Annotated in this window: 21 protein-coding genes and 1 riboswitch; of the genes, 3 read left to right on the top strand and 18 right to left on the bottom strand. The window is 71.7% G+C overall.

The genetic code is table 11. The features are described from left to right. Positions 1-21: 21 nt before the first annotated feature. Positions 22-975, bottom strand: coding sequence for a M23 family metallopeptidase (locus DTB53_RS20115; protein ID WP_003964841.1), 954 nt, complete (start codon positions 973-975; stop codon positions 22-24). Between the two features lie 2 nt (positions 976-977). Further along, positions 978-1,138: riboswitch (cyclic di-AMP (ydaO/yuaA leader) on the bottom strand. 443 nt (positions 1,139-1,581) lie between these two features. Between DTB53_RS20115 and DTB53_RS20110 the strand changes: the two genes are divergently transcribed. Continuing rightward, positions 1,582-2,394, top strand: a complete 813-nt coding sequence (locus tag DTB53_RS20110; protein ID WP_042495627.1) for a tyrosine-protein phosphatase — start codon at positions 1,582-1,584, stop codon at positions 2,392-2,394. Positions 2,395-2,440: 46 nt separating this feature from the next. On the opposite strand, the gene DTB53_RS36880 is transcribed toward DTB53_RS20110, so the two are convergent. The 17 genes from DTB53_RS36880 to DTB53_RS20030 all read right to left on the bottom strand — a co-directional run bounded on the left by DTB53_RS36880 (position 2,441) and on the right by DTB53_RS20030 (position 20,507). After that, a complete protein-coding gene (locus DTB53_RS36880; RefSeq protein WP_003964843.1) occupies positions 2,441-2,614 on the bottom strand; it encodes a DUF6126 family protein in 174 nt (57 codons plus the stop codon). A gap of 63 nt (positions 2,615-2,677) precedes the next feature. Continuing rightward, a complete protein-coding gene (locus DTB53_RS20105) occupies positions 2,678-3,286 on the bottom strand; it encodes a helix-turn-helix domain-containing protein (protein WP_003964844.1) in 609 nt (202 codons plus the stop codon). 83 nt (positions 3,287-3,369) lie between these two features. Then, a complete protein-coding gene (locus DTB53_RS20100) occupies positions 3,370-4,767 on the bottom strand; it encodes an aspartate aminotransferase family protein (RefSeq protein WP_042495631.1) in 1,398 nt (465 codons plus the stop codon). A gap of 90 nt (positions 4,768-4,857) precedes the next feature. Then, positions 4,858-5,877 carry an adenosyl-hopene transferase HpnH gene (hpnH, locus tag DTB53_RS20095; RefSeq protein WP_003964846.1) on the bottom strand — a complete coding sequence of 340 codons (1,020 nt, stop codon included), beginning with the start codon at positions 5,875-5,877 and terminating at the stop codon, positions 4,858-4,860. Between the two features lie 5 nt (positions 5,878-5,882). Beyond that, entirely contained in the window at positions 5,883-6,530 is a 648-nt protein-coding gene (locus DTB53_RS20090) for a phosphorylase family protein (protein WP_012378206.1), read from the bottom strand. After that, positions 6,530-8,530 (bottom strand): squalene--hopene cyclase, encoded by a 2,001-nt coding sequence (gene shc, locus DTB53_RS20085; RefSeq protein ID WP_003964848.1) that lies wholly within the window; start codon positions 8,528-8,530, stop codon positions 6,530-6,532. The genes DTB53_RS20090 and shc overlap by 1 nt, the downstream gene beginning before the upstream one ends. Positions 8,531-8,637: 107 nt before the next feature. Then, positions 8,638-9,708: a polyprenyl synthetase family protein gene (locus DTB53_RS20080; RefSeq protein ID WP_030700471.1), complete on the bottom strand. Its 1,071-nt coding sequence runs from the start codon at positions 9,706-9,708 to the stop codon at positions 8,638-8,640. 29 nt (positions 9,709-9,737) lie between these two features. Next, positions 9,738-11,123: a hydroxysqualene dehydroxylase HpnE gene (gene hpnE, locus DTB53_RS20075; RefSeq protein ID WP_012378207.1), complete on the bottom strand. Its 1,386-nt coding sequence runs from the start codon at positions 11,121-11,123 to the stop codon at positions 9,738-9,740. A gap of 118 nt (positions 11,124-11,241) precedes the next feature. Further along, the gene (gene hpnD / locus DTB53_RS20070) at positions 11,242-12,162 is read right to left on the bottom strand and encodes a presqualene diphosphate synthase HpnD (RefSeq protein ID WP_172595284.1); all 921 of its coding nucleotides are present in this window, start codon (positions 12,160-12,162) and stop codon (positions 11,242-11,244) included. Between the two features lie 29 nt (positions 12,163-12,191). Next, positions 12,192-13,103, bottom strand: a complete 912-nt coding sequence (gene hpnC / locus DTB53_RS20065) for a squalene synthase HpnC (protein ID WP_003964852.1) — start codon at positions 13,101-13,103, stop codon at positions 12,192-12,194. A 413-nt stretch (positions 13,104-13,516) separates the two neighbouring features. Further along, positions 13,517-14,302 carry an ABC transporter ATP-binding protein gene (locus DTB53_RS20060; RefSeq protein WP_003964853.1) on the bottom strand — a complete coding sequence of 262 codons (786 nt, stop codon included), beginning with the start codon at positions 14,300-14,302 and terminating at the stop codon, positions 13,517-13,519. Next, on the bottom strand, positions 14,295-15,224 hold the full coding sequence (locus DTB53_RS20055) for an ABC transporter permease (RefSeq protein ID WP_003964854.1): 930 nt from the start codon (positions 15,222-15,224) through the stop codon (positions 14,295-14,297). The genes DTB53_RS20060 and DTB53_RS20055 overlap by 8 nt, the downstream gene beginning before the upstream one ends. Before the next feature lie 101 nt (positions 15,225-15,325). Then, the gene (locus DTB53_RS20050) at positions 15,326-16,198 is read right to left on the bottom strand and encodes a glycosyltransferase family 2 protein (protein ID WP_172595283.1); all 873 of its coding nucleotides are present in this window, start codon (positions 16,196-16,198) and stop codon (positions 15,326-15,328) included. Between the two features lie 8 nt (positions 16,199-16,206). Continuing rightward, positions 16,207-16,986 (bottom strand): CDP-alcohol phosphatidyltransferase family protein, encoded by a 780-nt coding sequence (locus DTB53_RS20045; RefSeq protein WP_075025138.1) that lies wholly within the window; start codon positions 16,984-16,986, stop codon positions 16,207-16,209. After that, the gene (locus tag DTB53_RS20040) at positions 16,964-18,025 is read right to left on the bottom strand and encodes an iron-containing alcohol dehydrogenase family protein (protein WP_003964860.1); all 1,062 of its coding nucleotides are present in this window, start codon (positions 18,023-18,025) and stop codon (positions 16,964-16,966) included. Before DTB53_RS20040 ends, DTB53_RS20045 begins: the two co-directional genes overlap by 23 nt. Then, positions 18,013-18,750, bottom strand: a complete 738-nt coding sequence (locus DTB53_RS20035; RefSeq protein ID WP_003964862.1) for a phosphocholine cytidylyltransferase family protein — start codon at positions 18,748-18,750, stop codon at positions 18,013-18,015. The genes DTB53_RS20040 and DTB53_RS20035 overlap by 13 nt, the downstream gene beginning before the upstream one ends. Continuing rightward, positions 18,747-20,507, bottom strand: coding sequence for a DUF5941 domain-containing protein (locus DTB53_RS20030; protein ID WP_012378211.1), 1,761 nt, complete (start codon positions 20,505-20,507; stop codon positions 18,747-18,749). Before DTB53_RS20030 ends, DTB53_RS20035 begins: the two co-directional genes overlap by 4 nt. Before the next feature lie 366 nt (positions 20,508-20,873). Here DTB53_RS20030 and galE point away from each other — a divergent pair, with 366 nt between their 5' ends. Both galE and DTB53_RS20020 read left to right on the top strand, forming a co-directional pair. Beyond that, positions 20,874-21,851 (top strand): UDP-glucose 4-epimerase GalE, encoded by a 978-nt coding sequence (gene galE, locus DTB53_RS20025; RefSeq protein WP_012378212.1) that lies wholly within the window; start codon positions 20,874-20,876, stop codon positions 21,849-21,851. Between the two features lie 180 nt (positions 21,852-22,031). After that, complete coding sequence (locus DTB53_RS20020) at positions 22,032-22,973, top strand: cation diffusion facilitator family transporter (RefSeq protein WP_003964865.1); 942 nt, start codon at positions 22,032-22,034, stop codon at positions 22,971-22,973. Positions 22,974-23,072 lie beyond the last annotated feature (99 nt).

Raw genomic sequence — 23,072 nt, 5'->3', positions numbered from 1 at the left:
GACACTTCTCGCCGTACTCGGTCAGACGGAGACGCCGTGCTGGCGGAGGTAGGCGATCGGGTCGACGTCCGAGCCGTAGCTCGGGCCGGTGCGGACCTCGAAGTGCAGGTGCGGGCCGGTGGAGTTTCCGGTGGAGCCGGAGAGGCCGATCTGCTGGCCGCCGGTGACGGTCTGGCCGACGGAGACGTTGAGCGAGGACTGGTGGGCGTACTGGGAGTACATGCCGTCCTCGTGCTTGATGACGACCTCGTTGCCGTAGGAGCCGCTGTTGCCGGCCGAGACCACGGTGCCCGGGCCGATGGCGAGGACCGGGGTGCCGGAGGCGGCCTGGAAGTCCGAGCCGGTGTGGTAGCCGCTGGACCAGCTGGCGCCGGAGGCCCGGTACTGGGTGGTGACGTTGGCGTTGGCCAGCGGGGCGGACCAGCCGGAGCCGGTGGCCTCGGAGGAGCCGGTCCCCGCCGCGGCGGAGCCCTCGGTGTCGTCGGCGGAGACCGTGTCCGCCTTCGGGGCCTCCTTCTCGGGGGCGGCCTTCTTCGGGGCGGCCTTCTTCGGGGCGGCCTCGGCAGCGGCGGGCTTCTCGGCCGGGGCGGAGCCCTTGGCGCCGAGGGTCAGCTTCATGCCCGGGTGGATCAGGCTGGGGTTCTCGCCGACGGTGGAGCGGTTGTCCTGGTACAGCTTCTCCCACCCGCCCTTGAGCTGGTGCTCGGCGGCGATCTTCGCCAGGTAGTCGCCGGAGACGACGGCGTACGTCTTCGGGGCGGCCTTCGACGCGGCGGGGGCGGCGGCCGGGGCGGTGTGCGCGGCGGCGACCGAGGCGGCGGCGGGCTTCGCGGCCGGAGCCGCCTGGTCCGCGGCGCTCGCGACGGTGGCGCCGAGGAGCGGGAGGGCGAGTGCGGCGCCGCCGGTGCCCGCGACGAGGACGCCGCGGGAGATCGGGCCGGACTTCGGACGGCGGTGCTTACCCTTTGCGGGCATGGGAAGTTCCTCTCCGGCGCCTGCGAGGTGAGCTGTCGGGTTCGGGCTGGAGATGCCCGGTCGCGTTGCGGCGACTTCACCCCGAGCCGGTCCGGATCGCTCCGGATCGGCGGCTTACCTGGTTCCCCCGCTCCTGCCACACGTGAGTGGGTGGGTGCGAATTCCGGGCGGCGGCAGGATTAGGCGGTCCGTCCGGATTGCGGCGACCGTAAACGAGTGAGGACGAGCGGAACAAGCCATCGGTTGCGCATCGGAATCATCGATTCGGCAGCGGCCCGAATTTCCCGTCACACTCCGTGGATTACGGATCTTGGATTTCCGTGCGGGCAACGGGAATGCGCCGGGGCACGCTCACCACGGTCCGTCACGGTTATGATCCCGCTCACCTCCGGAATGCCATCTCCCCCATTAGCGGGGCATGTTCTGCGAAATGCACCAATACGGACATGGGGTCGCCCGCACCCCTGACACACCATCACCCCGACCGCCCCCCACCCCGCACCGGGGCGCGCGACCATGATGCTTTTCCGATGAATCGATGTCGTATCGTCACGGGAACGCCCTCGCCGGCGAGCCGCGCCGACGCCCGAGATCCCAGGAGCCACCGTGACGCAACAGGTGCCGCAGGTCCCGCCGACGGAGACCGTACTGACCGGAGTCCGCAACTTCCGCGACGTGGGCGGGCTCCCCACCACGGACGGTCGGCGCACCGCCTTCGGGCGGCTCTACCGGAGCGGCCACCTGGCGCACGCCACGGCCGAGGACGCGACCTTCCTCGACGGGCTCGGGCTGCACACGATCTTCGACTTCCGCCACTCCGCCGACCACCGGCTCGACGGGTTCGACATCGAGCTGACCGGCGTCCGCAATGTCAGCATTCCGCTCTCGGACCCGGCCGACGGCGCGGAGTTCTGGCGGCTGGTGAGAGACGGGAACATCGAGCAGCTGCGCTCGGTCCTGGCGAACGGCAAGGGCGCCGACCGCATGGTCCGGATGTACCGCGCGACGATCACGGACCGCACCGCCGAGCACAGCCGGGTGCTGCACTCCCTGGCCGAGGACAGCGTCCCCGCCCTGATGCACTGCGCGGCGGGCAAGGACCGGGCCGGCCTCTCGATCGCGGTGGCGCTGCTGGCGGTCGGCGTCGAGCGGGAGGCGATCGAGGAGGACTACCTCAAGTCCAACGACCTCCACCGCCGCTACGCCGTGAAGCGCTCCGACGCGTCCGGCACCGGCATGTCGCCCGAGGTGCTGGAGCTGCTGGACCCGCTCTTCGGGGCGCGGCCCGACTACCTCGCGGCGGCCTTCACCACGATCGAGGAGAACTGGGGAACGACGGACAGCTACCTGTCGGAGGGGCTGGGGCTCTCCCCCGAGACCCGGGAGCGGCTGCGCGAGCGCCTGCTCGACCAGGGGTGACCCGGACGGGGCGACCCGTCCGGGTCGGGCGGTACTCCGGCCGCCGTCACTTGCTCCCGGCCACCACGAAGAGCAGGTAGAGGAAGCCCGCGATGACGTGGCCGGCCACCAGGTAGGCGAAAAGCCGGATGATGACACCGCGCGGCATCCGCTTCTCCTGCGGGTCCTCGTTCTCGCGGCGGCCGGGACCCAGCGGGTCGTAGTGCTCGGAATCGGACATGACGGTCCTCTCTGTCGGCCTCGCGGCCGGTGGAGCGAAGGGTGGAACCGGCGGGGCGGCCGGTCAGCGCGCGTGCAGGGCGTTGCCGAGGCACAGCTCGGCGGCGGGGCTCTGGAGCAGGGAGTGGACGAACAGCAGCTCCGCGCCGCAGCGGTCGACCGCCGCGATCCGGTGCGGGGTGAGCGAGTCGAAGTGGGCGCTGTCGCCGGGTTCGAGGTCGTGGACCGTGTCACCGAGCCCGATCCGCAGCCGCCCCTCCAGGACGTACAGCCACTCCTCGCCGGGATGGACCCGGACCAGGTCGCCCTGGGCCCCGTACGGGACGCGTACCCGCAGCGCCTGCATCGCGCGGCCGGACCCGCCTGCCTGCCGGTACATCCAGCCGTCGGCCTCCGCCCCCTCGAAGCCGCCGCCGCGGACGATCGCGTCCCGTTCGGGCGGCTGCTCGCCGAGCAGTTCGGAGACCGTCGTACCGTAGATACGGGCGAGTCCCAGCAGCATCGGCAGCGACGGCTGCCTGCGGCCGGTCTCCAGCCGGGAGAGGTGGGCCGGGGAGAGTCCGGCCCGGCCGGCGGCGGTCTCCAGGGTGAGACCGCGATCGCGGCGCAGGTCGCGCAGTCGGGGTGCGACGCCGGGGAGCTCGTCCGGCACCCCTTCGTCCGGAGGGTTCATGCCTCCATTGGGCCAGGATCTTTCCTCTGAGGCAAATAACTTGCCTCAGAGGCAATTCCCCTCGGCTCGCGCGCGGGAGCCGCTCAGCGCTGGGCCACGGCCTGCTTGACCAGCGTCCGGCCGAAGTCCCACATCAGTCCGCCGCCCCTGTGCGCGTCGTCCATCACGGCCGTGAAGGCCGTCACGAAGCGGTCCACCTCGGCGTCCCCGATGATCAGCGGCGGGATCAGCTTGATCACTTCCAGGTGGTCGCCGGAGACCTGGGTGAGGATCCGGTGCTTCTGGAGCAGCGGCACCACGACCATCTGCGCGAAGAGGCCCTTGCGGGCCGCCTGGAGCATGGTCCAGCGGCCGCGGAGCTTGAGCGAGGCGGGCCGGCCGAACTCGATGCCGATCATCAGCCCGCGCCCGCGGACCTCGTGCAGCAGCTCGTAGCGGTCCACCAGGGCCGCCAGCCGCTCGCGCAGCAGGTCACCGGTGCGCCGGGCGTTGGCGACGGTCTCCTCGTCCTCCATCACCGTCAGAACGGCGAGCCCGGCCGCCATCGCCTGGGCGTTGGAGCCGAAGCTCGCGGAGTGGACGAGGACCCGGTCCATCGAGGAGTAGACCTTGCGGAAGATCCAGTCCTTGCCGAGGGTCGCGCCGACGGGCACATAGCCGCCGGAGAGCGCCTTGGCGACGCACACCAGATCGGGCTCGACCCCCTCCTCGTGCTGGTAGGCGTAGAAGTCCCCGGTCCGGCCGAGGCCCGTCTGCACCTCGTCGACGATCAGGAGCGCCTTGTGCCGGTGCAGCAGTTCCTGCGCCCCGCGCAGATAGCCGGGCGGCGCGGCGTGCACGCCCTTGCCCTGGACGGGCTCCACGACGAGGGCCGCGACGTCACCCCGCTTCAGCTCGCGGCGCAGCGCGTCCAGGTCGCCGAGCGGGACGGCCGTGTCGGGGAGCAGCGGGGCGAAACCGTCGCGGAAGCCGCTCTCGCCGTTGACCGAGAGGGAGCCGGTGGTGAGTCCGTGGAAGGCGTGGTCGCAGTAGAGGACCCGGGGCCTCCCGGTGGCGTAGCGGGCGAACTTCAGCGCCGTCTCGACCGCCTCCGTGCCGCTGTTCCCGAAGAAGACGCGGTCCAGGTGCGGGCTGTGGGCCAGCAGCTTCTCGGCGAGCAGTCCGGGCAGCGGCTGGCAGTCGAAGCGGGTGAGGTCGGCCAGCTGGGCGTCCAGGACGTCGTGCAGGGCCCGGCGGACGACGGGGTGGTGGCGGCCCAGGCCCATGACGCCGAACCCGGCGAGCATGTCGAGGTAGTCGTCGCCCTCCGCGTCCCAGAAATAGGCGCCCTCGGCCCGCTCGTAGACCTTGTCGAAGCCGATGGTGCGCAGCATGCGCGGCAGCTGGTGGTTGAGGTGGCGCGTGTGCAGGTCGTACCGTTCGGCCCCGCGCTCGGCGAGGAGCCGAGCCAGGTCGAAGCCCTGGGATCCGCCGTCCGTCATCGCCCGCTCTTCCCTTCGGGTCTGCTGCGCCATGGCGGCCGGCCGCCCCGGGAGACCGCGGCGGCCGGCCGTACCTCGTCGGACACCGCCTCAGCGGTTGCTGCTGATGGTCCCCCGCGCCGCGCGCAGGGATTCCTTGAGGGACCCCATGGTGGCGAGCACCGCGGTGGGCTCGTAGCCGCAGTGCGCCATGCAGTTCGCGCAGCGCGGGTCCTTGCCGCGGCCGTACTTCTCCCAGTCGGTCTCCTCGATGAGCTGCCGGTACGTCGGTACGTAGCCGTCGTTCATCAGATAGCAGGGGCGCTGCCAGCCGAAGAGGGAGTAGTTGGGGATGGCCCAGGCGGTGCACGAGAAGTCCGCCTTGCCCTCCAGGAAGTCCAGGAACAGCGGCGAGTGGTTGAGCCGCCAGCGGGCCCGGTTGCCGCCGGCGAAGGCCTTCTTGAACAGCTCGCGGGTCTGCTCGACGCCGAGGAAGTGCTCCTGGTCGGGAGCCTTCTCGTAGGCGTAGGCGGGAGAGATCATCATCTCGTCGACGTGCAGGTCGTCGTTGAGGTAGTTGAGGACCTCGATGATGGTCTGCGGGGTGTCGGTGTTGAAGAAGGTGGAGTTGGTGGTGACGCGGAAGCCGCGCCGCTTGGCCTCCTTCATCGCGGCGACGGCCTCGTCGAAGACGCCTTCCTTGGCGACCGACTCGTCGTGCCGTTCGCGCAGTCCGTCGATGTGCACGGCGAACGCGAAGTACGGGGACGGGGTGAACTTGTCGAGCTTCTTCCGCATCAGCATCGCGTTGGTGCAGAGGAAGACGTACTTCTTCCTCGCGACCAGCTGGCGCACGATCTCGTCGATCTGGGGGTGCATCAACGGTTCGCCACCGGCGATGGAGACCATGGGGGCGCCGGATTCGAGCACCGCGCCCACCGCCTGGGCGACCGGCATGCGCTGCTTCAGGACACCGGCCGGGTGCTGGATCTTCCCGCACCCCTCGCAGGCGAGGTTGCAGGCGAACAACGGCTCCAGTTCGACGATCAGCGGGAACTTCTCACGCTTGCGGAGCTTCTGTTCGAAGAGATACGTCGCGACCTTGATGGACTGACGGAGCGGCATGGCCATCTGGCTCACCTCCTGGGGAGCAGTAAGGATCGGTGCCATTCGTAGAAAGCCGGAAGGACGGCACGAAGAACGCGGAACGCCGATATTCCACCGCGTACCGTGCCGATACGGACGAGCTCATGCTCTGGAGCGTCCACGACCACCCGGACGGCCGCAACCGGACGGGGTCCGTGGCACAGGGCGGTGCGCAGTGTGGCGGCGGACTCCATGTCCACCGCGATGGCCCCCTCCGCCCGCAGCGCGGCCCGCTCCACACCCCGCACGACGTGGTCGGAGCCGGTCAGCGGGCCGGTGTGGACCCTGCGGTCCGGTACGGCCCTGGCGAGCGCGGCGACCAGGACGCCGGTGCCCGTGCACGGCGTGGTGCCGTCCGCGTCCCGGGTCTCCGCGGCGACGACGAGGTCCCCGGGGTGCATCCCCGGGGCGAGGCCGGCACAGAAGCCGGAGGCGATCACGGCGGCGTCGGGGATCCCGCCGGGCCCCAGGAGGCGCGCCACGGCCGCCTCCGCCGCCCGGGGGCCCATCCCGGTGCGCAGCACCCGTACCGGGCCCGGGGCGCCCCTGCCGCTGCGCAGGGCCACCTGCTCGATGCCGAGGGCGCAGGCGACCAGCAGGGGCGTCACGGGGCTCCCGGCCCGTCTCGGATCGCCCATCAGGCCCCCTCGGCGGCCATCGCGCGGTCGGCGAACGGGTCGCCGTGCACATAGCGGCCGAGTGCGGTGAGCGGGAAGACCTGGCGGTAGAGGTGGTAGTTGATGGAGAAGTCCCAGGGGAAGCCGGTCCCGGTGAAATAGGGCTCGTCCCAGGAGCCGTCGGCCTGCTGCGCCTCGGTCAGCCAGGTGACGCCGCGGGCGACCGGGCGGGTGTCGCGGCGGCCCGCCGCGAGGAGGGCGAGCAGCGCCCAGGCGGTCTGGGAGGCGGTGGACTCGCCGTGCCCGATCCACTTCTCCTCCTGGTAGGAGCGCAGGTCCTCGCCCCAGCCGCCGTCGTCGTTCTGGACGGACTCCAGCCAGGCGACGGCGCGGCGGATGGCGGGATGCCCGGCGGGCAGCCCGGCCGTGATCAGGGCGGGCACCACGGAGCCGGTGCCGTAGACGTAGTTGACGCCCCACCGGCCGAACCAGGCGCCGCACGCCTCCTGTTCGGCGAGCAGCCACTCGATGCCCTCGCGGGTACGGGGGTGGCTCGCGAGGCCTTCGACGGCGAGCATCTCCACGACGTGGCCGGTGACGTCGGCCGAGGGCGGGTCGATGACCTCGCCGAAGTCGCAGAAGGGCAGGCGGTTGGGGAAGGGGCTGGTGTTGTCGGCGTCGAACGCGCCCCAGGCCCCGTTGCGGGACTGCATCCCGAGGTTCCAGCGGACCCCGCGGTCGATGGCGGCCTGCAGGCGGGCGGGGTCGGGGTGGCGCACCCGGCGCAGCGCCAGGACGACCTCGGCGGTGTCGTCGATGTCCGGGTAGTTGTCGTTGTGGAACTCGAACGCCCATCCTCCTGGGGCGAGTTCGGGCTTCCGGACCGACCAGTCACCGGGTCTGGTGATCTCCTCGGCGAGCATCCAGTCGGCGGCCTTCACCAGGGCGGGGTGGTCGGGTCTGAGTCCCGCGTCGGCGAGCGCGATGGTGGCGAGGCAGGTGTCCCAGACGGGCGACTGGCAGGCCTCGATCATGCGGGCGCCGTCCTCGCGCCGGACGGCGAAGCGGTCGAGCGAGGCCAGGCCCGCCTTCATCACCGGGTGGTCGAGGTCGTAGCCGAGCAGGTGCAGGGCGATGACCGAGTAGACGGCGGGCGGCTGGATCCCGCCCCAGCAGCCGTCGTTCTCCTGGCGCTCGATGATCCAGCGGGCGGCCAGATTCATCGCTACGCGGCGCAGCGGGCGCGGGGCGACCTTGTGGTAGAGGTGCAGCCCTTTGTCGAGGCGCTGGAAGAGTCCGTCCCAGCTGGTGGGCGGGGCGAGCTTCCTGGGCGGGTTGGGGTGGTCGGGGTCGGTGTGCAGCTCGTCCAGGGCGAAGGGCGCGGGGCGCACCGGGCGTTTCGCGGAGACGATGGTGAGCGGCACGATGGTCTGCCGGGCCCAGCAGCCGAAGTCGTAGATGTTGAGGGGGACCCACTTGGGGAAGAACATCAGCTCGGGCGGCAGCTCGGGGAGGTCGTCCCACTTCCACCAGCCGAACAGCGCCAGCCAGATGCGGGTGAAGACGCGGGCGGCGGCGATGCCTCCCTGGTCCCTGATCCAGCCGGCGGCGCGGGCCATGTGCGGTTCGTCGGGGCGGTCCCCGGCCAGTCTCAGGGCGACGTACGCCTCGATCGTGGCGGAGAGGTCGCCCGGGCCGCCGTAGAAGGTGTTCCAGGTGCCGTCGCCGAGTTGTTCGCCGCGGATGAAGAGGGCGGCGGCCCGGGTGGTCTCGGGGTCCTGGATGGAGAGGAACTGACGCAGGAGCAGGTCCTCGGCGTCCATCGTGACGTTGGTGGCGAGGTCGCCCTTCCACCAGCCCTGCTCGTCCTGTCTGCCGAGGAGGTGCTCCACCGAGCGTTCCGCGGCCCGACGCGCGGCGACGGTCAGGTCGTCCGCGGCGGTTGTCGTGTCGGTCGGATCGTGGGCCGTGGCCTCGGAGGGGTTCGCGGCCCCGGTCGATCCGTCGGTCGTCGCTGTCATGAGCTTCCCCTTACGTGCAGTCGGTTCTCTGCTGTGCTGGGGTCACCGTCGGCCGACGCCCGGTGAGGGGCGCCGGCCGGCGACTGCGAGTCATATGCGAAGCGTTGTCATCTCTTTCGTACCACCACGAAGTCGGCGAGCTCGGTGAGCTGTTCCCTCACCCGGTGGGGCATGTCGACGGCGTGCAGCGCCTCGATGGCGATCGCGTGCTGACGACGCGCTTCCTGGGCGGTCCACTCACGGCCGCCGGCCTCCTCGATGAGGGCCGCGCGGGCGGCGAACTCCTCTTCGGAGAAGCTGTCGAAGTCGTTGCTCTTGGCGTCGGCGGCGAGCAGTTCACCCAGCCGGTCGGAGGCCTCGCCGCCCGCGGCCAGCGCCGCGACGACGGGCAGGGACTTCTTGCGCTGGCGCAGGTCGCTCCAGGTCTGCTTCCCGGTGGCCTCCGGGTCGCCCCAGATGCCGAGGAGGTCGTCGACGGCCTGGAAGGCGAGGCCGAGGTGGTAGCCGTACGCCTCCAGGGTGTCGGCGGTGCGGTCGTCGGCGCCGCCGAGCACCGCCCCGATGGAGACGGCGCAGGCCAGCAGGGCGCCGGTCTTGTTCCCCTCCATCTCCAGGCACTCCTCGACGGTGACCCGTTCGCGGTGCTCGTAGGAGATGTCCTGGGCCTGCCCGTCGATGAGCTTGCGGGTGGCGGTGGTCAGCCGGCGGGCCGCGCGGCCCGCCTCCACCGTGCCGAGCTCCAGCAGCAGGTCGTAGGCGAGCGCGAAGAGGGCGTCGCCGACCAGGATCGCCTGGGCGGGGCCGTGCACCTTCCACACGGTGTCACGGTGGCGGCGCTGCTCGTCGCCGTCCATCAGGTCGTCGTGCAGCAGCGAGAAGTTGTGCACGAGTTCGACGGCCACCGCGCCGGGGACGCCGGCCTCGGCGGGGGCGCCCGCCGCCTCGGCCGACAGCAGGGCGAGCGCGGGGCGCACGGCCTTGCCTCCGTCGCCGTCCGAGGGCTGCCCCTCCGCGTCGATCCAGCCGAAGTGGTAGGCGGCGACGGTGTCCATGGGCGGCGCGAGCCGGCCCACGGCAGCCCGCAGGACCGGCGCTGACAGGGCTCGTCCGCGCTCCAGAAGCGCGGTGACGTCCGCGGTGTCCGCCACGGTGTCGAAAGCCGGATTCGCCGGGGTCACAGACTCTCCTCTTGTTCCGGTGGTACTGCTCATGCCGCCTCCTGCAGCGGATGTCCTGGGGGGCGGCCGAGGTCGTGGAGGGCCGCGTCGGCGGCACCGGCGCCGCTGCGCACGGCACCCTCCATCGTCGCGGGCCAGCCGGTGTCGGTCCAGGCCCCCGCCAGCTGGAGACCGGGCAGCCGGGTGCGGGGGCCGGGGCGCAGCCGCCCGACGCCCGGGGCGGGCGCGAAGGTGGCGGTGCGTTCCCGGGTGACGAAGAAGTCGCGGATGCCCGCGCCGCGGGCGGCGGGGAGCAGCCGCTCCAGCTCGGGCAGGTAGCGGGAGCGCAGTTCGGCGACGGGCAGGTCGATCTCGTCCTGGGCGGCCGACTGCGAGACCGCCAGGTACTGCCCGGGGCCCTGGAGGCCCGAGGAGTGGGTGCGGTCGAAGACCCACTGGACCGGGGAGCCGATCGCGGCGAAGAACGGCCGGCGCAGCACCTTGCGGTCGTAGACGACGTGCACGTTGAGGATGGGCGCGTTCTCGATGTCGAGCAGCAGCTCCGGCTCGTCCAGCGCGCCCGCGGGCAGCAGGTCGTGGGTCTCGGTCTGCGGCACGGCCAGGACGACGGTGTCGGCGGTGATCCGCTCCCCCGCCGTCTCGACGTTCCAGCGGCCGTCCTCGGTGCGGGTGAGGGAGCCGGCCTTGGCGCGCAGTTCGGTGCGGACGCCGGCGGTGTCCAGGGCCTTGCGGGCGAGGGTGTCGTGCAGTTCGCCGAGCGGCACGGTGGCCCAGCCGATGTCGGCCGCGCCGGGTTCGGAGAGCAGGCCGGTCCGGAACACCTTCGCCGCCAGCGCCATGGAGGCGTTCGGGGCGGTGGCGTTCAGCGTGGCGACGCCGACGAGGTCCCAGAGGGCCTCGATCGTGCGCTGCGACTGGCCGTGCCGTCGCAGCCAGGTCGCGAAGTCGACCCGGTCGAGCTCGGGGTCGGCGGGGTCCAGGCGGCCGAGCGCGAGGGCGGCGCGGCCCACGCCCGCCTTCTCGGCGAGCGAGAGGTGGGGGTAGGCGGCGAGACCGCCGGCCAGGTGCAGCGGTACGGGCAGGCCGGTGCGGCGGAGCCGCCCCAGGCGCGGCCCGGCGGCCCGGCCGACGTCCAGCACGGGCACGTCGAGGCGGTCCTGGACCGGGGCCAGGTGGGCGGCGTCGATCCGGTCGAGGAACCAGCGGTAGCCGGTGCAGCAGCGCAGGTAGACGTGCTGGCCGTTGTCGACGGTGAGGTCGCCGCGCTGGAAGGAGAAGGCGAGTCCGCCGAGGCGGGGCCGTCCCTCCAGGAGGGTCACGTCGAGTCCGGCGTCGGCGAGGCGGAGGGCCGCGGTGACGCCGGCGAGGCCGCCGCCGACGACGACGGCGACGGGGCGCGGGCTCTCGTCGTTCATGCGTGCCCCTCTCGCCGGGTCGGTGTGCTCTGCCGGGCCCTCACCCTGGAGATCGTCGCAGTGAGTGACGCGTCGGGCCACCGGAGGGTTGCCCGGGAGCCGAAGTGGCGCGGGCGCATCAGGCTCGCCCCCTGCCGGTGAGCTTCGCGATGTGGCGGGCGTCCAGTCCGGACAGGCCGCGCACCGCGACGTAGGCCTTCTCGTGCCCGGGCAGCGAGACCCGCCCGCGCAGCACGGCCTCGGGGTCGCGCTCGATCCGGTCGAGGAGGCGGCGGTAGATCCCGGCCATCGCCGCGACGCAGGCGCCGCTGCGGCGGTCGAGCATCGGCAGCAGGCGGTAGCCCTCGGCGAACAGGGCCCGGGCGCGGCGGACCTCGAAGTGGATGAGGCCCGCGAAGTCGGACCCGGGGGGCGGGGTGGTCCGGTGGAACCCTGCCGAGCAGCCGAATTTGGCCAGGTCGTCGGCGGGCAGGTAGGTGCGCCCGTTGCCGGCGTCCTCGCGCACGTCGCGCAGGATGTTGGTGAGCTGGAGGGCCAGGCCGAGCGTGTCGGCGTACTCGGCGGCGCGTTCGGCCCCGCGCGCGCCCGGCGCGGTGCCGAAGACGCCGAGGCTGAGGCGTCCGATGGCTCCGGCGACGCACCGGCAGTAGGCCTTCAGGTCGTCCCAGGTCTCGTAGGTCGCGCCCCGGACGTCCATCAGGACGCCGTCGATCAGCTCGTCGAGCCCGCCGAGCGGCAGGGGGAACCGTTGGGCGGCGTCGGCGAGCGCGACGGCCACCGGGTCGGTGTCGTCCTCGTCGACCGCTTCCTTGCGGATCCGCTCCAGCAGTTCGCGGGTGCTCTCCAGCCGGGTCCGCTTGGTCTCCGGGTCCAGCTCCCCGTCGCCGATGTCGTCGACACGACGGGAGAAGGCGTACAGCGCCGACATGGCCTGCCGCTTCTCGTACGGCAGCAGCCTGATGCCGTAGGCGAAGTTACGGGCCTGCTGTCCGGTGACGGCCTCGCAGTAACTGTATGCGGCCTGCACCGGCGGCGACATGTACGTCGTCTGTCCCTCCACGGTCCGGCTCACCTCTCTCCACGCGCTCTTCGCAAGACGGTTCCCACTTCGCGCAGCAGGCTGGGCTTGGTGGGCTTGGGCGGTCCGGGCAGTACGTCGAAGCCCGCGGCCGAGATCGCCGTGAGCGCGCTGCGACCGCCCCCGACGAATCCGGCGAGGAGCAGCTTGAGCCTGCCGTCGACGCTGCCCACCAGCGGGGGGCCTTCGTCGAGCAGCTCGCTCGCGCGCTGGGCCTCGTACGCGATCAGGGCGCGCACGGAGGCTCCGGCGGAGGGTGCGGCCAGGTCGGTTTCGGCGACCCGGAAGCGTGCCATGTCCTCGGCGGGCAGATAGATCCGGTCACGTTCCAGGTCCTCGGCCACGTCCTGGAGGTGTTCGACGATCTGGAGCGCGGTACAGACGGCGTCGGAGCGGCGGACGCGTTCGGGACTGGTGGTGCCGGTGAGGGCGAGGACCAGGCGGCCGACGGGGTTGGCCGAGAGCTCGCAGTAGGCGGCGAGATCGGCGTAGGTGGCGTAGCGGCGGATCTTCTGGTCCTGGCGGTTGGCCTCGATCAGGCCGAGGAAGGGCTCGGGCGTGAGGGCCCGGCGCCGCACGGTGGGCCGCAGGTCGCGCAGCAGCGGGTGGCGCGGTTCCTCGCCGGTGGTGGCGAAGACCCGGTGCAGGTCGGCCTCGAAGGCGTCGAGCATGGCGAGGCGGTCGTCGCTCTGCTCCGGCTCCAGGCCGAGGTGGCGGGCGTCCGCGCCGCCGGGGGCGAGGTCGCCGTCGCCGATGTCGTCGACGAGCCGGGCGAAGCCGTAGACCGCCATGAGGTCCCCGCGCCAGGCCCGGGGCAGGAAGAAGGGCGCCACGGGGAAGTTCTCGTCCGCGGCCTTGCCGAGGGTGGCGTCACCGATGCGCGTCTCGGGGGTCGAGGTCACTGCGGACCGCCCGGCGCGGGGACGGCGAGACCACGCCGGAGCTGGAGATCTTCCGTCATTGCCGTCACATCTCCCGTTCTACACTGCTGACCCAAAACAACCCTTTTCGGACACGCCGCTCAGCCTTCCGAGTGCTTTGCGACAGAGTGGCCGGTGCCGGGGCGTATCGCCCTACTTGCCGTGAATCAGCACCACTACAGCTTACGTTGTACAGCTCACAGGGGATCGGCGGGGTGGAGGGCCCACCGCCGCTTCCCGGCCGTCCCCGTCAACCTTCCCCGCGCGTGGCGCAATTGACGTCATCCGCCGGGAGGAGATCACCCCGGGGCCCTCCTGCGGACGGTCCGCACGGCACCGGGCACCGCGCGGCCCCCGCCGGACCGGTCCGGCGGGGGCCGCGGCGAACGTTCGGGCTACTTGCCCGTTTCGCGCTCGTACGCCTTGAGGACTTCCTCGGTGGGGCCGTCCATCAGGAGTTCGCCCTTCTCCAGCCACAGCGCGCGGTCGCAGGTGTCCCTGATCGACTTGTTGTTGTGGCTGACGAGGAAGACGGTGCCCGCCTCCTTGCGCAGCTCCCGGATCCGCTCCTCGGAGCGGACGCGGAACTTGCGGTCACCGGTGGCCAGCGCCTCGTCGATCATGAGGACGTCGTGGTTCTTGGCCGCGGCGATCGAGAAGCGCAGCCGTGCCGCCATGCCGGAGGAGTACGTCCGCATCGGCAGGGTGATGAAGTCGCCCTTCTCGTTGATGCCGGAGAACTCCACGATGTCCTGGTAGCGCTGACGGATCTCGTCCTGGCTCATGCCCATCGCCAGACCGCCGAGCACGACATTGCGCTCGCCGGTCAGGTCGCTCATCAGCGCGGCGTTCACCCCGAGCAGCGAGGGCTGACCGTCCGTGTACACCTGACCGGATTCGGTCGGCAGCAGCCCGGCGATGGCGCGCAGCAGCGTCGACTTGCCGGAGCCGTTGGTGCCGATGAGCCCGATGGCCTCGCCGCGGTAGGCGGTGAAGGAGACGCCGCGCACGGCGTGCACCTTCCGCACGCCGCGCGGCTCGCCCTTGCCGCGCCGCATCATCCGGCTCAGCGCGGCGGTGGCGCTGCCCCGGCCGCCGCCCGTGCCGTTGACGCGGTACACGATGTGCACGTCGTCGGCGATCACCGTGGGGATGCGCCCCTGTGCGTTGTCCTCAGCCACGGCCGTACCGTTCCTCTGCCTTCCAGAAGTACACGAATCCCACGGCGCCGAACAGCACGGCCCAGCCGAGGCCGACGGCCCAGACGTGGTCCGGCAGGTTCTCGGAGCCGTAACCGTCGATCAGGGCGAAGCGGACCAGGTCCATGTAGATCGCCGCGGGGTTGTACTGGAGCACGTCGGCGATCCAGGCCGGCTTGTCCTTGAGCATCACCGGGATGGAGAACATGACGCCCGAGGCGTACATCCAGGTCCGCATGACGAACGGCATCAGCTGCGCGAGGTCGGGGGTCTTGGAGCCGAGCCGCGCCATGATCAGGGCCAGGCCGGTGTTGAAGAAGAACTGGAGGATCAGGGCGGGGATCACCAGCAGCCACGAAAGCGAGGGGTAGCTGCCGAAGATGACGGCGACCGCGACCAGCACGATCATGGAGAACAGCAGCTGCTGGAGCTGCTGGAGCGAGAAGGAGATGGGCAGCGAGGCCCGGGGGAAGTGGAGGGCGCGCACCAGTCCGAGGTTCCCGGAGATCGCGCGGACGCCCGCCATCACCGAGCTCTGGGTGAAGGTGAAGACGAAGACGCCGGTGACCAGGAACGGTACGAAGACGTCGTGGGGAATCCCCTCCCTGGTCCCCAGGATCAGCCCGAAGATCAGGTAATAGACACAGGCGTTCAGCAAAGGTGTGACCACTTGCCACAGCTGGCCCAGTTTGGCCTGGCTGTACTGCGCGGTCAGCTTCGCCCGGGAGAAGGCCATGATGAAGTGGCGTCGTCCCCAGAGCTGTCGCATGTACGCGAACAGCCCCGGCCTGGCGCCGCTCACGGTCAGGCCGTACTTGGCGGCCAGCTGGGCCGCGTCGAGGCCCTCGTCGGCGGACGGCGGGGTCCCGAGGGCTACCCCACCGTCGTGGGTCGTGTCACTCACAAGTTGAAACTCTCGTCTTCACGCGCAGCCAGTCGCGGGCGCGGCTCAGGCGGACAGGTTCCGGAAAGAAAATACGCCTCATGCTCTCAGAGGAAAGCCTCTCAGATGACCGGAGGTCGGCCCAGCCTCGTCAGCCGCCACACCGTACGCCACTTCATCGGGCGCCGGGGCCCGCAGGGGGTCGTCCAGCCTTCCCCGAATCCGCCGAACCACGCCTTCAGCGCGGGCGCCGAGGGACGCCTCACCAGGGTCAGCAGCAGCCAGACCCCCGGATAGAGGGGGACCAGGGGGGCGGGCAGGTTCCGGCGGGCGAGCCAGACCCGGTTGCGGGCGACCATGCGGTGGTAGACCGCGTGCCGGGACGGGGCGGTGGTGGGGTGGTTCAGCACCAGGTCCGCGCGGTAGTCGATCATCCACCCCGCGTCCAGCGCCCGCCAGGCCAGGTCCGTCTCCTCGTGGGCGTAGAAGAAGTCCTCGGGCAGCGGACCGACCTCGGCGATGACCTTGGTGCGTACGGCGTTGGCGCCGCCGAGGAACGTCGTGACGCGCGAGGAGCGCATCGGGTCGGCGGCCCGCAGCCGGGGCACGTGGCGCCGCTGGGTGGCGCCGGTGTCGGGGTCGGCGATCCGGAAGGTGACGATCCCGAGCTTCGGGTCCGCCGCGAACGCCTGCCGGCACAGCTCGGCGGTGTCCCGGTTCGGGAGCAGCCCGTCGTCGTCCAGGAAGAGGAGCGCGTCCACGTCCGCCCCGCGGGTCCCGAACGCCTCGATGCCGACGTTGCGACCGCCGGGGATGCCCAGGTTCTCGGGCAGCTCCACCGTGCGCACCCCGGCGGGCACGTCGGGGACCGGGGCGCCGTTGCCGACCACCACGACCTCGATCCGGTCACCGTGCTGGGCGGTGACCGAATCGAGGAGGGCGCGGAGCTCGTCCGGGCGGTTGCCCATGGTGATGATCACCGCGCCCAGTTTCATGGGAGGGGTCACTTCAGCCTGCTGGACGCCAGGACGGACACCAGGTGCAGCAGGGTCTGCAGCAGCGCGATGCCGGCCATGACCGCCACGGTCAGGCGGGTGTAGAAGAGGTCGCCCCCGATCGCGTCCACGACGGCCGCCACGAGGATCACCAGCGAGGCCTCGATGCCGAGGATCAGCCGGTGGAACTTGAGCGCGGCGGCGGCCCTGCGGGCCAGCGCCATGCCCGAGGAGCGCGGCTCGGAGGCCGCCTCCTTCACCGGCGGCATCCCGCCCTGGTGGCGGGCCACGCCGACCAGGTCCGTCTCGGCCTTGATGAGGATCGCGCCGAGCGCGGCCAGCGTTCCGAGGAAGGCCCAGAGCCAGTCGATCCGGCCCTCGCCCCAGATGTCCGCGGCGCGCAGGCCGAGGCCGACGAGCACCGCCGCGTCGCACAGGTAGGCGGCGACCCGGTCCAGGTAGACCCCGCTGAGCGAGTACTGCTTCTTCCAGCGGGCCAGCTCGCCGTCCACGCAGTCGAACAGCAGGTAGAGCTGGACCATCACCACACCGAGCACCGCGCCCCAGACGCCCGGCACCAGGAGCGCCGGTGCGGCCAGGGCCCCGGCCAGCGTCATCACGTACGTGACCTGGTTCGGCGTGACGCGGGTGTTGACCAGGTAGCGGTCCACGCGCAGCGAGATCTCGCGCATGTACATGCGCCCGGCCCAGTGCTCGCCGCTGCGCCGGTCCTTCACCCCCGGGGGGTGAACGACCGGACGGAGTTCAGCTACTGATGGTCGTCGCATAGTCGGCGTACGCGTCCCTGATCTGGTCGGTGGACAGGTTGAGGTGCTCCAGGACCGTGAAGCGTCCCGGACGCGTCTGCGGCGCGTAGTCGACGGCCTTCACGAACTCGTCGACGCTGAACCCGATCTCCTCCGGCAGGACCGGCAGACCGTGGCGGCGCAGTATCGATGCCATCAGGAGGGACTCCTGACGGGCACCGCGCAGATGCATGGCGAAGCACGCGCCGAGACCGACCTGTTCGCCGTGGCTGGCCGCGCGCTGGGGGTAGAGCAGGTCGAAGGCGTGGTTGATCTCGTGGCAGGCGCCGGACGCCGGGCGCGAGTCGCCCGCGACCGACATCGAGATGCCGGTGAGCACGAGCCCCTCGGCCAGCACCTTCAGGAAGGCGTCGTCGCCGACCCCGCCGGGGTGGCGCAGCACGGCCTCGCCCGCCTGGCGGGCCATGGCAGCCGCCAGGCCGTCGATCTCCTCGCCGTTGACCTCGTGGGCCAGCTCCCAGTCGGCGACGCAGGAGATGTTGGAGATCGCGTCGCCGATGCCGGAGCGGACGTAGCGGGCGGGCGCCTCGCGGATCACGTCGAGGTCGATGACCACGGCGATCGGGGTGGGGACCCCGTAGGAGCCGCGCCCGTTGTCGTTGTCCAGCGTGGCGACCGGCGAGCACAGGCCGTCGTGCGAGAGGTTCGTCGCGACGGCGACCATGGGGAGCCCGACCCGCGCCGCGGCGTACTTCGCCACGTCGATGATCTTGCCGCCGCCGAGGCCGACGACGGCGTCGTACCGGTTGCCCTTGATGCCGTCGGCGAGCTTCACCGCCGAGTCGATCGTGCCGTCGGAGACCGGATACCAGTCGGCGCCCGGCAGGACCGGGGCGAGCCGCTCCTTGAGGGCGCGCCCGGAGCCGTCGCTGATCGCGATGGCGAGCTTGCCCGAGGAGGAGATCCGCTGATCGGCCAGGAGACCCGCCAGATCGTCCATGGCGCCGCGTCGGATGTCGACGACGACCGGGGACGGAATGAGCCGGGTCAGTACTGGCACGCGATCTCCCGGCCCTTCTTGAGGTCGTCGTGGTTGTCGATCTCGACCCAGGTCACGGTGCCGATGGGAGCGACGTCGACGGTGAAGCCGCGGTTCACGAGCTCCTGGTAGCCGTCCTCGTAGTAGAGGTCGGGGTCGCGCTCGAAGGTGGTCTTCAGCGCGTCCGCGAGCTCCTCGGCGGCCTCGGCCTCGATGAGGGTGACGCCGATGTACTCCCCGGTCGCGGTGGCCGGGTCCATCAGCTTGGTGATGCGCTGGACGCCCTTGCCCTCCTCGGTGATGACCTTCATCTCCTCGTCGGCGAGGACCTTCTCGGTGTCCAGGGCGAGGATGATCTTCTGGCCCTTGCCGCGGGCGTCCAGGAGGGTCTTCTCGACCGAGACCGGGTGCACGGTGTCGCCGTTGGCGAGGATCACGCCGCGCTTGATGACGTCACGGGCGCACCAGAGGGAGTAGGCGTTGTTCCACTCCTCGGCCTTGTCGTTGTCGATCAGCGTGAGGGTGAGGCCGTAGGTGGCCTCCAGCTCGGCCTTGCGGGCGTAGACGGCCTCCTTGCGGTAGCCGACGACGATCGCGACCTCGGTGAGTCCGACCTCGGCGAAGTTGGCGAGCGTGAGGTCGAGGACCGTCTTGTCGCCGTCGACAGGGACGAGCGCCTTGGGCAGCGTGTCCGTGTAGGGGCGCAGACGTCGTCCTGCACCGGCTGCCAGTACGAGGCCGATCATGCGAGTTCTCCTTCGTCGTGTACGGCGGGCGCCGAGGAGGACACCCAGAAGCGGATGGACTCCACGAGCACCACCAGAGCCACGGCGACCGCGAGCGCGGTCAGGGCCGTGGTGAAACCTGAGGTGTGGGTGAGTACGGCGGCGAGGACGGCCACCAGCGCGGTGCGGCCCTCGTGTCCCCCGATCGTCCGCACCAGCCACTGGGGCGGTGCGCCGGTGCCTCCGCGGATGCGGTACACCGTGTCGTAGTGATGGTAGGCGACGGCCGAGACCAGCCCGAAGGCCGCCGGAACGGCGTGCGGGACGTCGCTGCGGGCCGCCAGCACGAGGATCGTGACGTACTCCGCGGCCCGGAAGAACGGCGGTACGAGCCAGTCGAGCGGGCCCTTGAGCGGGCGGGCGACGGCGAGGCCGGAGAGCAGTACGTACACCGCGGCGGCGGCGAGGGTGAGCAGGCTGCCGTAGGGGAGGAAGAGGGCCCCGCCGATCATGACGAGCGTGCCGAGCAGGGCGACGGCCGGGGCCGTGAACGTGCCCGGGAGGCCCGGCGCGACCTTCGCGACCGCCTGGGCGAGCGGTCCCGAGTCGGCGAGGTCCGCGAGGGCCCGCGCGGCGCGGTCGGTGCGGTCGGCCCGGCGGGTCAGCGAGCGCAGCAGACGGCCGGCGGTGGTGTAGCAGGCGGCCAGGGAGCAGCCGACGAGCAGGGCGTAGAAGACGATGCGCGGGGTGGTGAGCGCGGTGAGCACCGCGATCATGGCCCAGCGCTCGCCGATCGGCAGCACGATCATCCGGCGCGCCCAGACCGTCCAGCCGACGCTGTCGAGCTTGTCGGAGAGGGCCGCGGTGGGGCTGGTGTTGGCGACCGCGTCGTGGTTGGCCTCGTTGAACGAGAAGTCCACGACATGGCGGCAGGCCTGGAGGACCATCGCGCCGAGGGCGAGGGCCCATACATCGTCACTTCCGCCGCCGTGTACGGCGCCGATCGCGAGCCCCGCGTAGTACGCGTACTCCTTGGCCCGGTCGAAGGTGGCGTCGAGCCAGGCGCCCATCGTGGAGTACTGGAGGGAGTAGCGGGCGAGCTGCCCGTCGGCGCAGTCCAGGACGAAGGAGACCAGGAGCAGGATTCCGGCGGCGATGTAGCCGCCCCGGGTGCCGGTGGCCGCCGCGCCCGCCGCGATGAGCGCGGTGATCAGGGAGGCGGTGGTGACCTGGTTCGGGGTGAGGCCCCGGCGGGCGCACCAGCGGGCGATGTAGCGGGAGTAGGGGCTGATGCAGTAGGTGGTGAAGAACCCGTCGTGGGCCTTCACCGCGTTGCGCAGCCGTACCGCCTCGTCGTCCACCGAGGCGAGGCCCGCCTCGGCGGCGGCCTGCTGCTCCGGGTCCGTGGGCACGGCCGCGACCAGCGAGCCGAGGGCCGGGCGCTGCACGGGGGTGCCCTCGGCCTCCAGCGCGACGGCGATCCGGCCGGGGACCGTGCGGTCCTCGGGCGCGGGGTCGGCGTCCGGTTCGACGACCGGGGCGCCCGCGCCGACGGCCGCCGTGGTGCGGTGCAGCGCGCGCAGCAGGGCGCCGCGCGCCTCGGGCTGGGCGGTGAGCGCGCCGGGGACGGTGGCGGCGGGGAAGCGCGGGTCGGTCAGACCGAGCCGCAGGGCGTGGACGTGGCCCACGAAACGCGGGTCGACGAGGGCGACCCGGCGGCCTGCCGGGACGGCGGCGAGAAGGGCCGCGGCGTCAGCGGCGTCGGCGGCGGTCTGCACGTCGAAGCCCAGGGACCGCAGATCGTCCGCGAGCGACGACCCGGGTACCGGCGTACCGGTGAGAATGGCGGTCGACAGACGAACTCACTCCTTGGCACTGACGTGGACGACACACGGCGGCACGGCCCCGAGGCGGGCCGGCGGCGTGTCGGCTGAGGCTATCGGATGAACGGAAGACCGAGTTCACCGCCCGTTTGCGCGCTGTACGGGTGGACCCGCGGGCCCGGGCGGCGTTGGCGATCATCATCATCGATCGGGGGCCCGGCCCACAAACCGCGGGGTCGGGCCGCGGGAGCGCCGCCGGAGTGCGGGGGGGGGCACGCGGGCCCGGCGTGATCCGAACGGCGGGGCCTTAGGGTGGCGGTCATGACGTGGCTGATCACCGGCGGGGCGGGTTACATCGGGGCACACGTGGCGCGGGCCATGGTGGCGGCGGGCGAGCGGGTCGTGGTGCTCGACGACGGCTCCAGCGGCATCGCGGACCGGCTGCCCGGGGACGTGACCCCGGTGACGGGCTCGACCTCCGACCGCGCCCTGCTCGACCGGGTGCTGGCCGAGCACGCGGTGGGCGGTGTGGTGCATCTCGCGGCGAAGAAGCAGGTCGGCGAGTCCGTGGAGAAGCCGCTGCTGTACTACCGGGAGAACGTCGCGGGACTGGCCGTCCTGCTGGAGGCCGTGGTCGCGGCGGGGGTGCGGCGCTTCCTCTTCTCGTCCTCGGCGGCCGTCTACGGCGTACCGGACGCGGACCTCATCACGGAGGAGACGCCCTGCCTCCCGATCAACCCGTACGGCGAGACCAAGCTGGCCGGTGAGTGGCTCGTGCGGGCCACCGGGAAGGCCCACGGACTGTCGACCGCCTGTCTGCGGTACTTCAACGTGGCGGGCGCCGCCGCCCCGGAGCTCGCGGACACCGGGGTCTTCAACATCGTGCCGATGATGTTCGAGCGGCTGACGCGCGGCGAGGCCCCCCGGATCTTCGGCGACGACTACCCGACGCCGGACGGCACCTGCGTGCGTGACTACATCCACGTCGCCGATCTGGCGGAGGCGCACCTGGCGGTCGCGCGGCGGCTGGACGGGGCGGGCGCGGGCGATCTGACGCTGAACGTCGGCCGGGGCGAGGGCGTCTCGGTACGGGAGATGGCGGACGTGATCCGCGAGGTGACGGGCAGCGCTGTGAAGCCGGTGGTCGAGCCGCGCCGGGCCGGTGACGCGCCGAAGGCGGTGGCCTCGGCCGCGCGGATCGCCGGGGAGGTGGGCTGGACGGCCCGGCGGGGTGTGCGCGAGATGGTCGAGTCGGCCTGGGAGGGCTGGTGCCTGAGCCATCCCGAGGCTCGCCGGTGACCGTCCGCGCGTGGCGTCGACGATCGGGTCAACGCCCTGACCTGCGGAACGTTTCCGCAGGTCAGGGCCAATGACAACGGTGTTCAGTGCCGTGTTGCCCGATACCCCCCGCCCGTAGTTCACTGGCCGGGTCGGGGCGGTTCCGCCCGGCGCCGTCGCACGGACCTGGAGGCGTTTCGCATGGGGGCTGGCCACGATCACGGGCACACGCACGGCGGGCCGCCGCCGACGGGCACGGCGGCCGCCGCGTACCGGGGCAGGCTCCGGGTGGCCCTGGCGATCACGCTGAGCGTGATGGTCATGGAGATCGTCGGCGGGGTGCTCTCCGACTCGCTGGCCCTGATCGCGGACGCCGCCCACATGGCCACCGACGCGCTGGGGCTCGGGATGGCGCTGCTTGCCATCCACTTCGCCAACCGTCCGGCCGGACCGAACCGCACCTTCGGTTTCGCCCGCGCGGAGATCCTGGCGGCGCTCGCGAACTGTCTGCTGCTGCTCGGCGTCGGCGCCTATCTGGTCTTCGAGGCGGTGGAGCGGTTCATCACCCCCGCCGAGACGAAGGGCGGTCTCGCCATCGCCTTCGCCCTCGTCGGCCTGGTGGCCAACATGGTCTCCCTCTCCCTGCTGATGCGCGGGCAGCGGGAGAGCCTCAACGTCCGGGGCGCCTATCTGGAGGTACTGGCCGACACCCTGGGCTCGCTGGCCGTGATCGTCTCGGCAGGCGTCATCATGGCGACCGGCTGGCAACCCGCCGACCCGATCGCCTCGCTGGTCATCGGGCTGATGATCGTCCCCCGGACCGTGAAGCTGCTGCGGGAGACCCTGAACGTGCTGCTGGAGGCGGCGCCCAAGGGCGTGGACATGGCGGAGGTGCGGGCCCACATCACGGCACTGCCCGGGGTCCTGGACGTCCACGACCTGCACGCCTGGACGATCACCTCCGGGATGCCGGTGCTCTCCGCCCATGTGGTGGTGCGCCAGGAGATGCTGGACTCGATAGGGCACGAGAAGGTGCTGCACGAGTTGCAGGGCTGTCTCGGTGACCACTTCGACGTGGAGCACTGCACCTTCCAGCTGGAGCCGAGCGGTCACGCTGAGCACGAGGCGCGGCTCTGCCACTGAGGCCCCGGGGGTGCGGGCCGGGCCGGTGCTAAGGTGGTTTCGCTGAGACGTTCGAGTCTCGCGGTGGAGCGGAACCCGGTGGCACCGGGGCCCTTTCGA

Source organism: Streptomyces griseus (assembly GCF_900460065.1).
Taxonomy (GTDB): domain Bacteria; phylum Actinomycetota; class Actinomycetes; order Streptomycetales; family Streptomycetaceae; genus Streptomyces; species Streptomyces griseus.
This window is presented reverse-complemented; position numbering and strand designations above follow the sequence as displayed.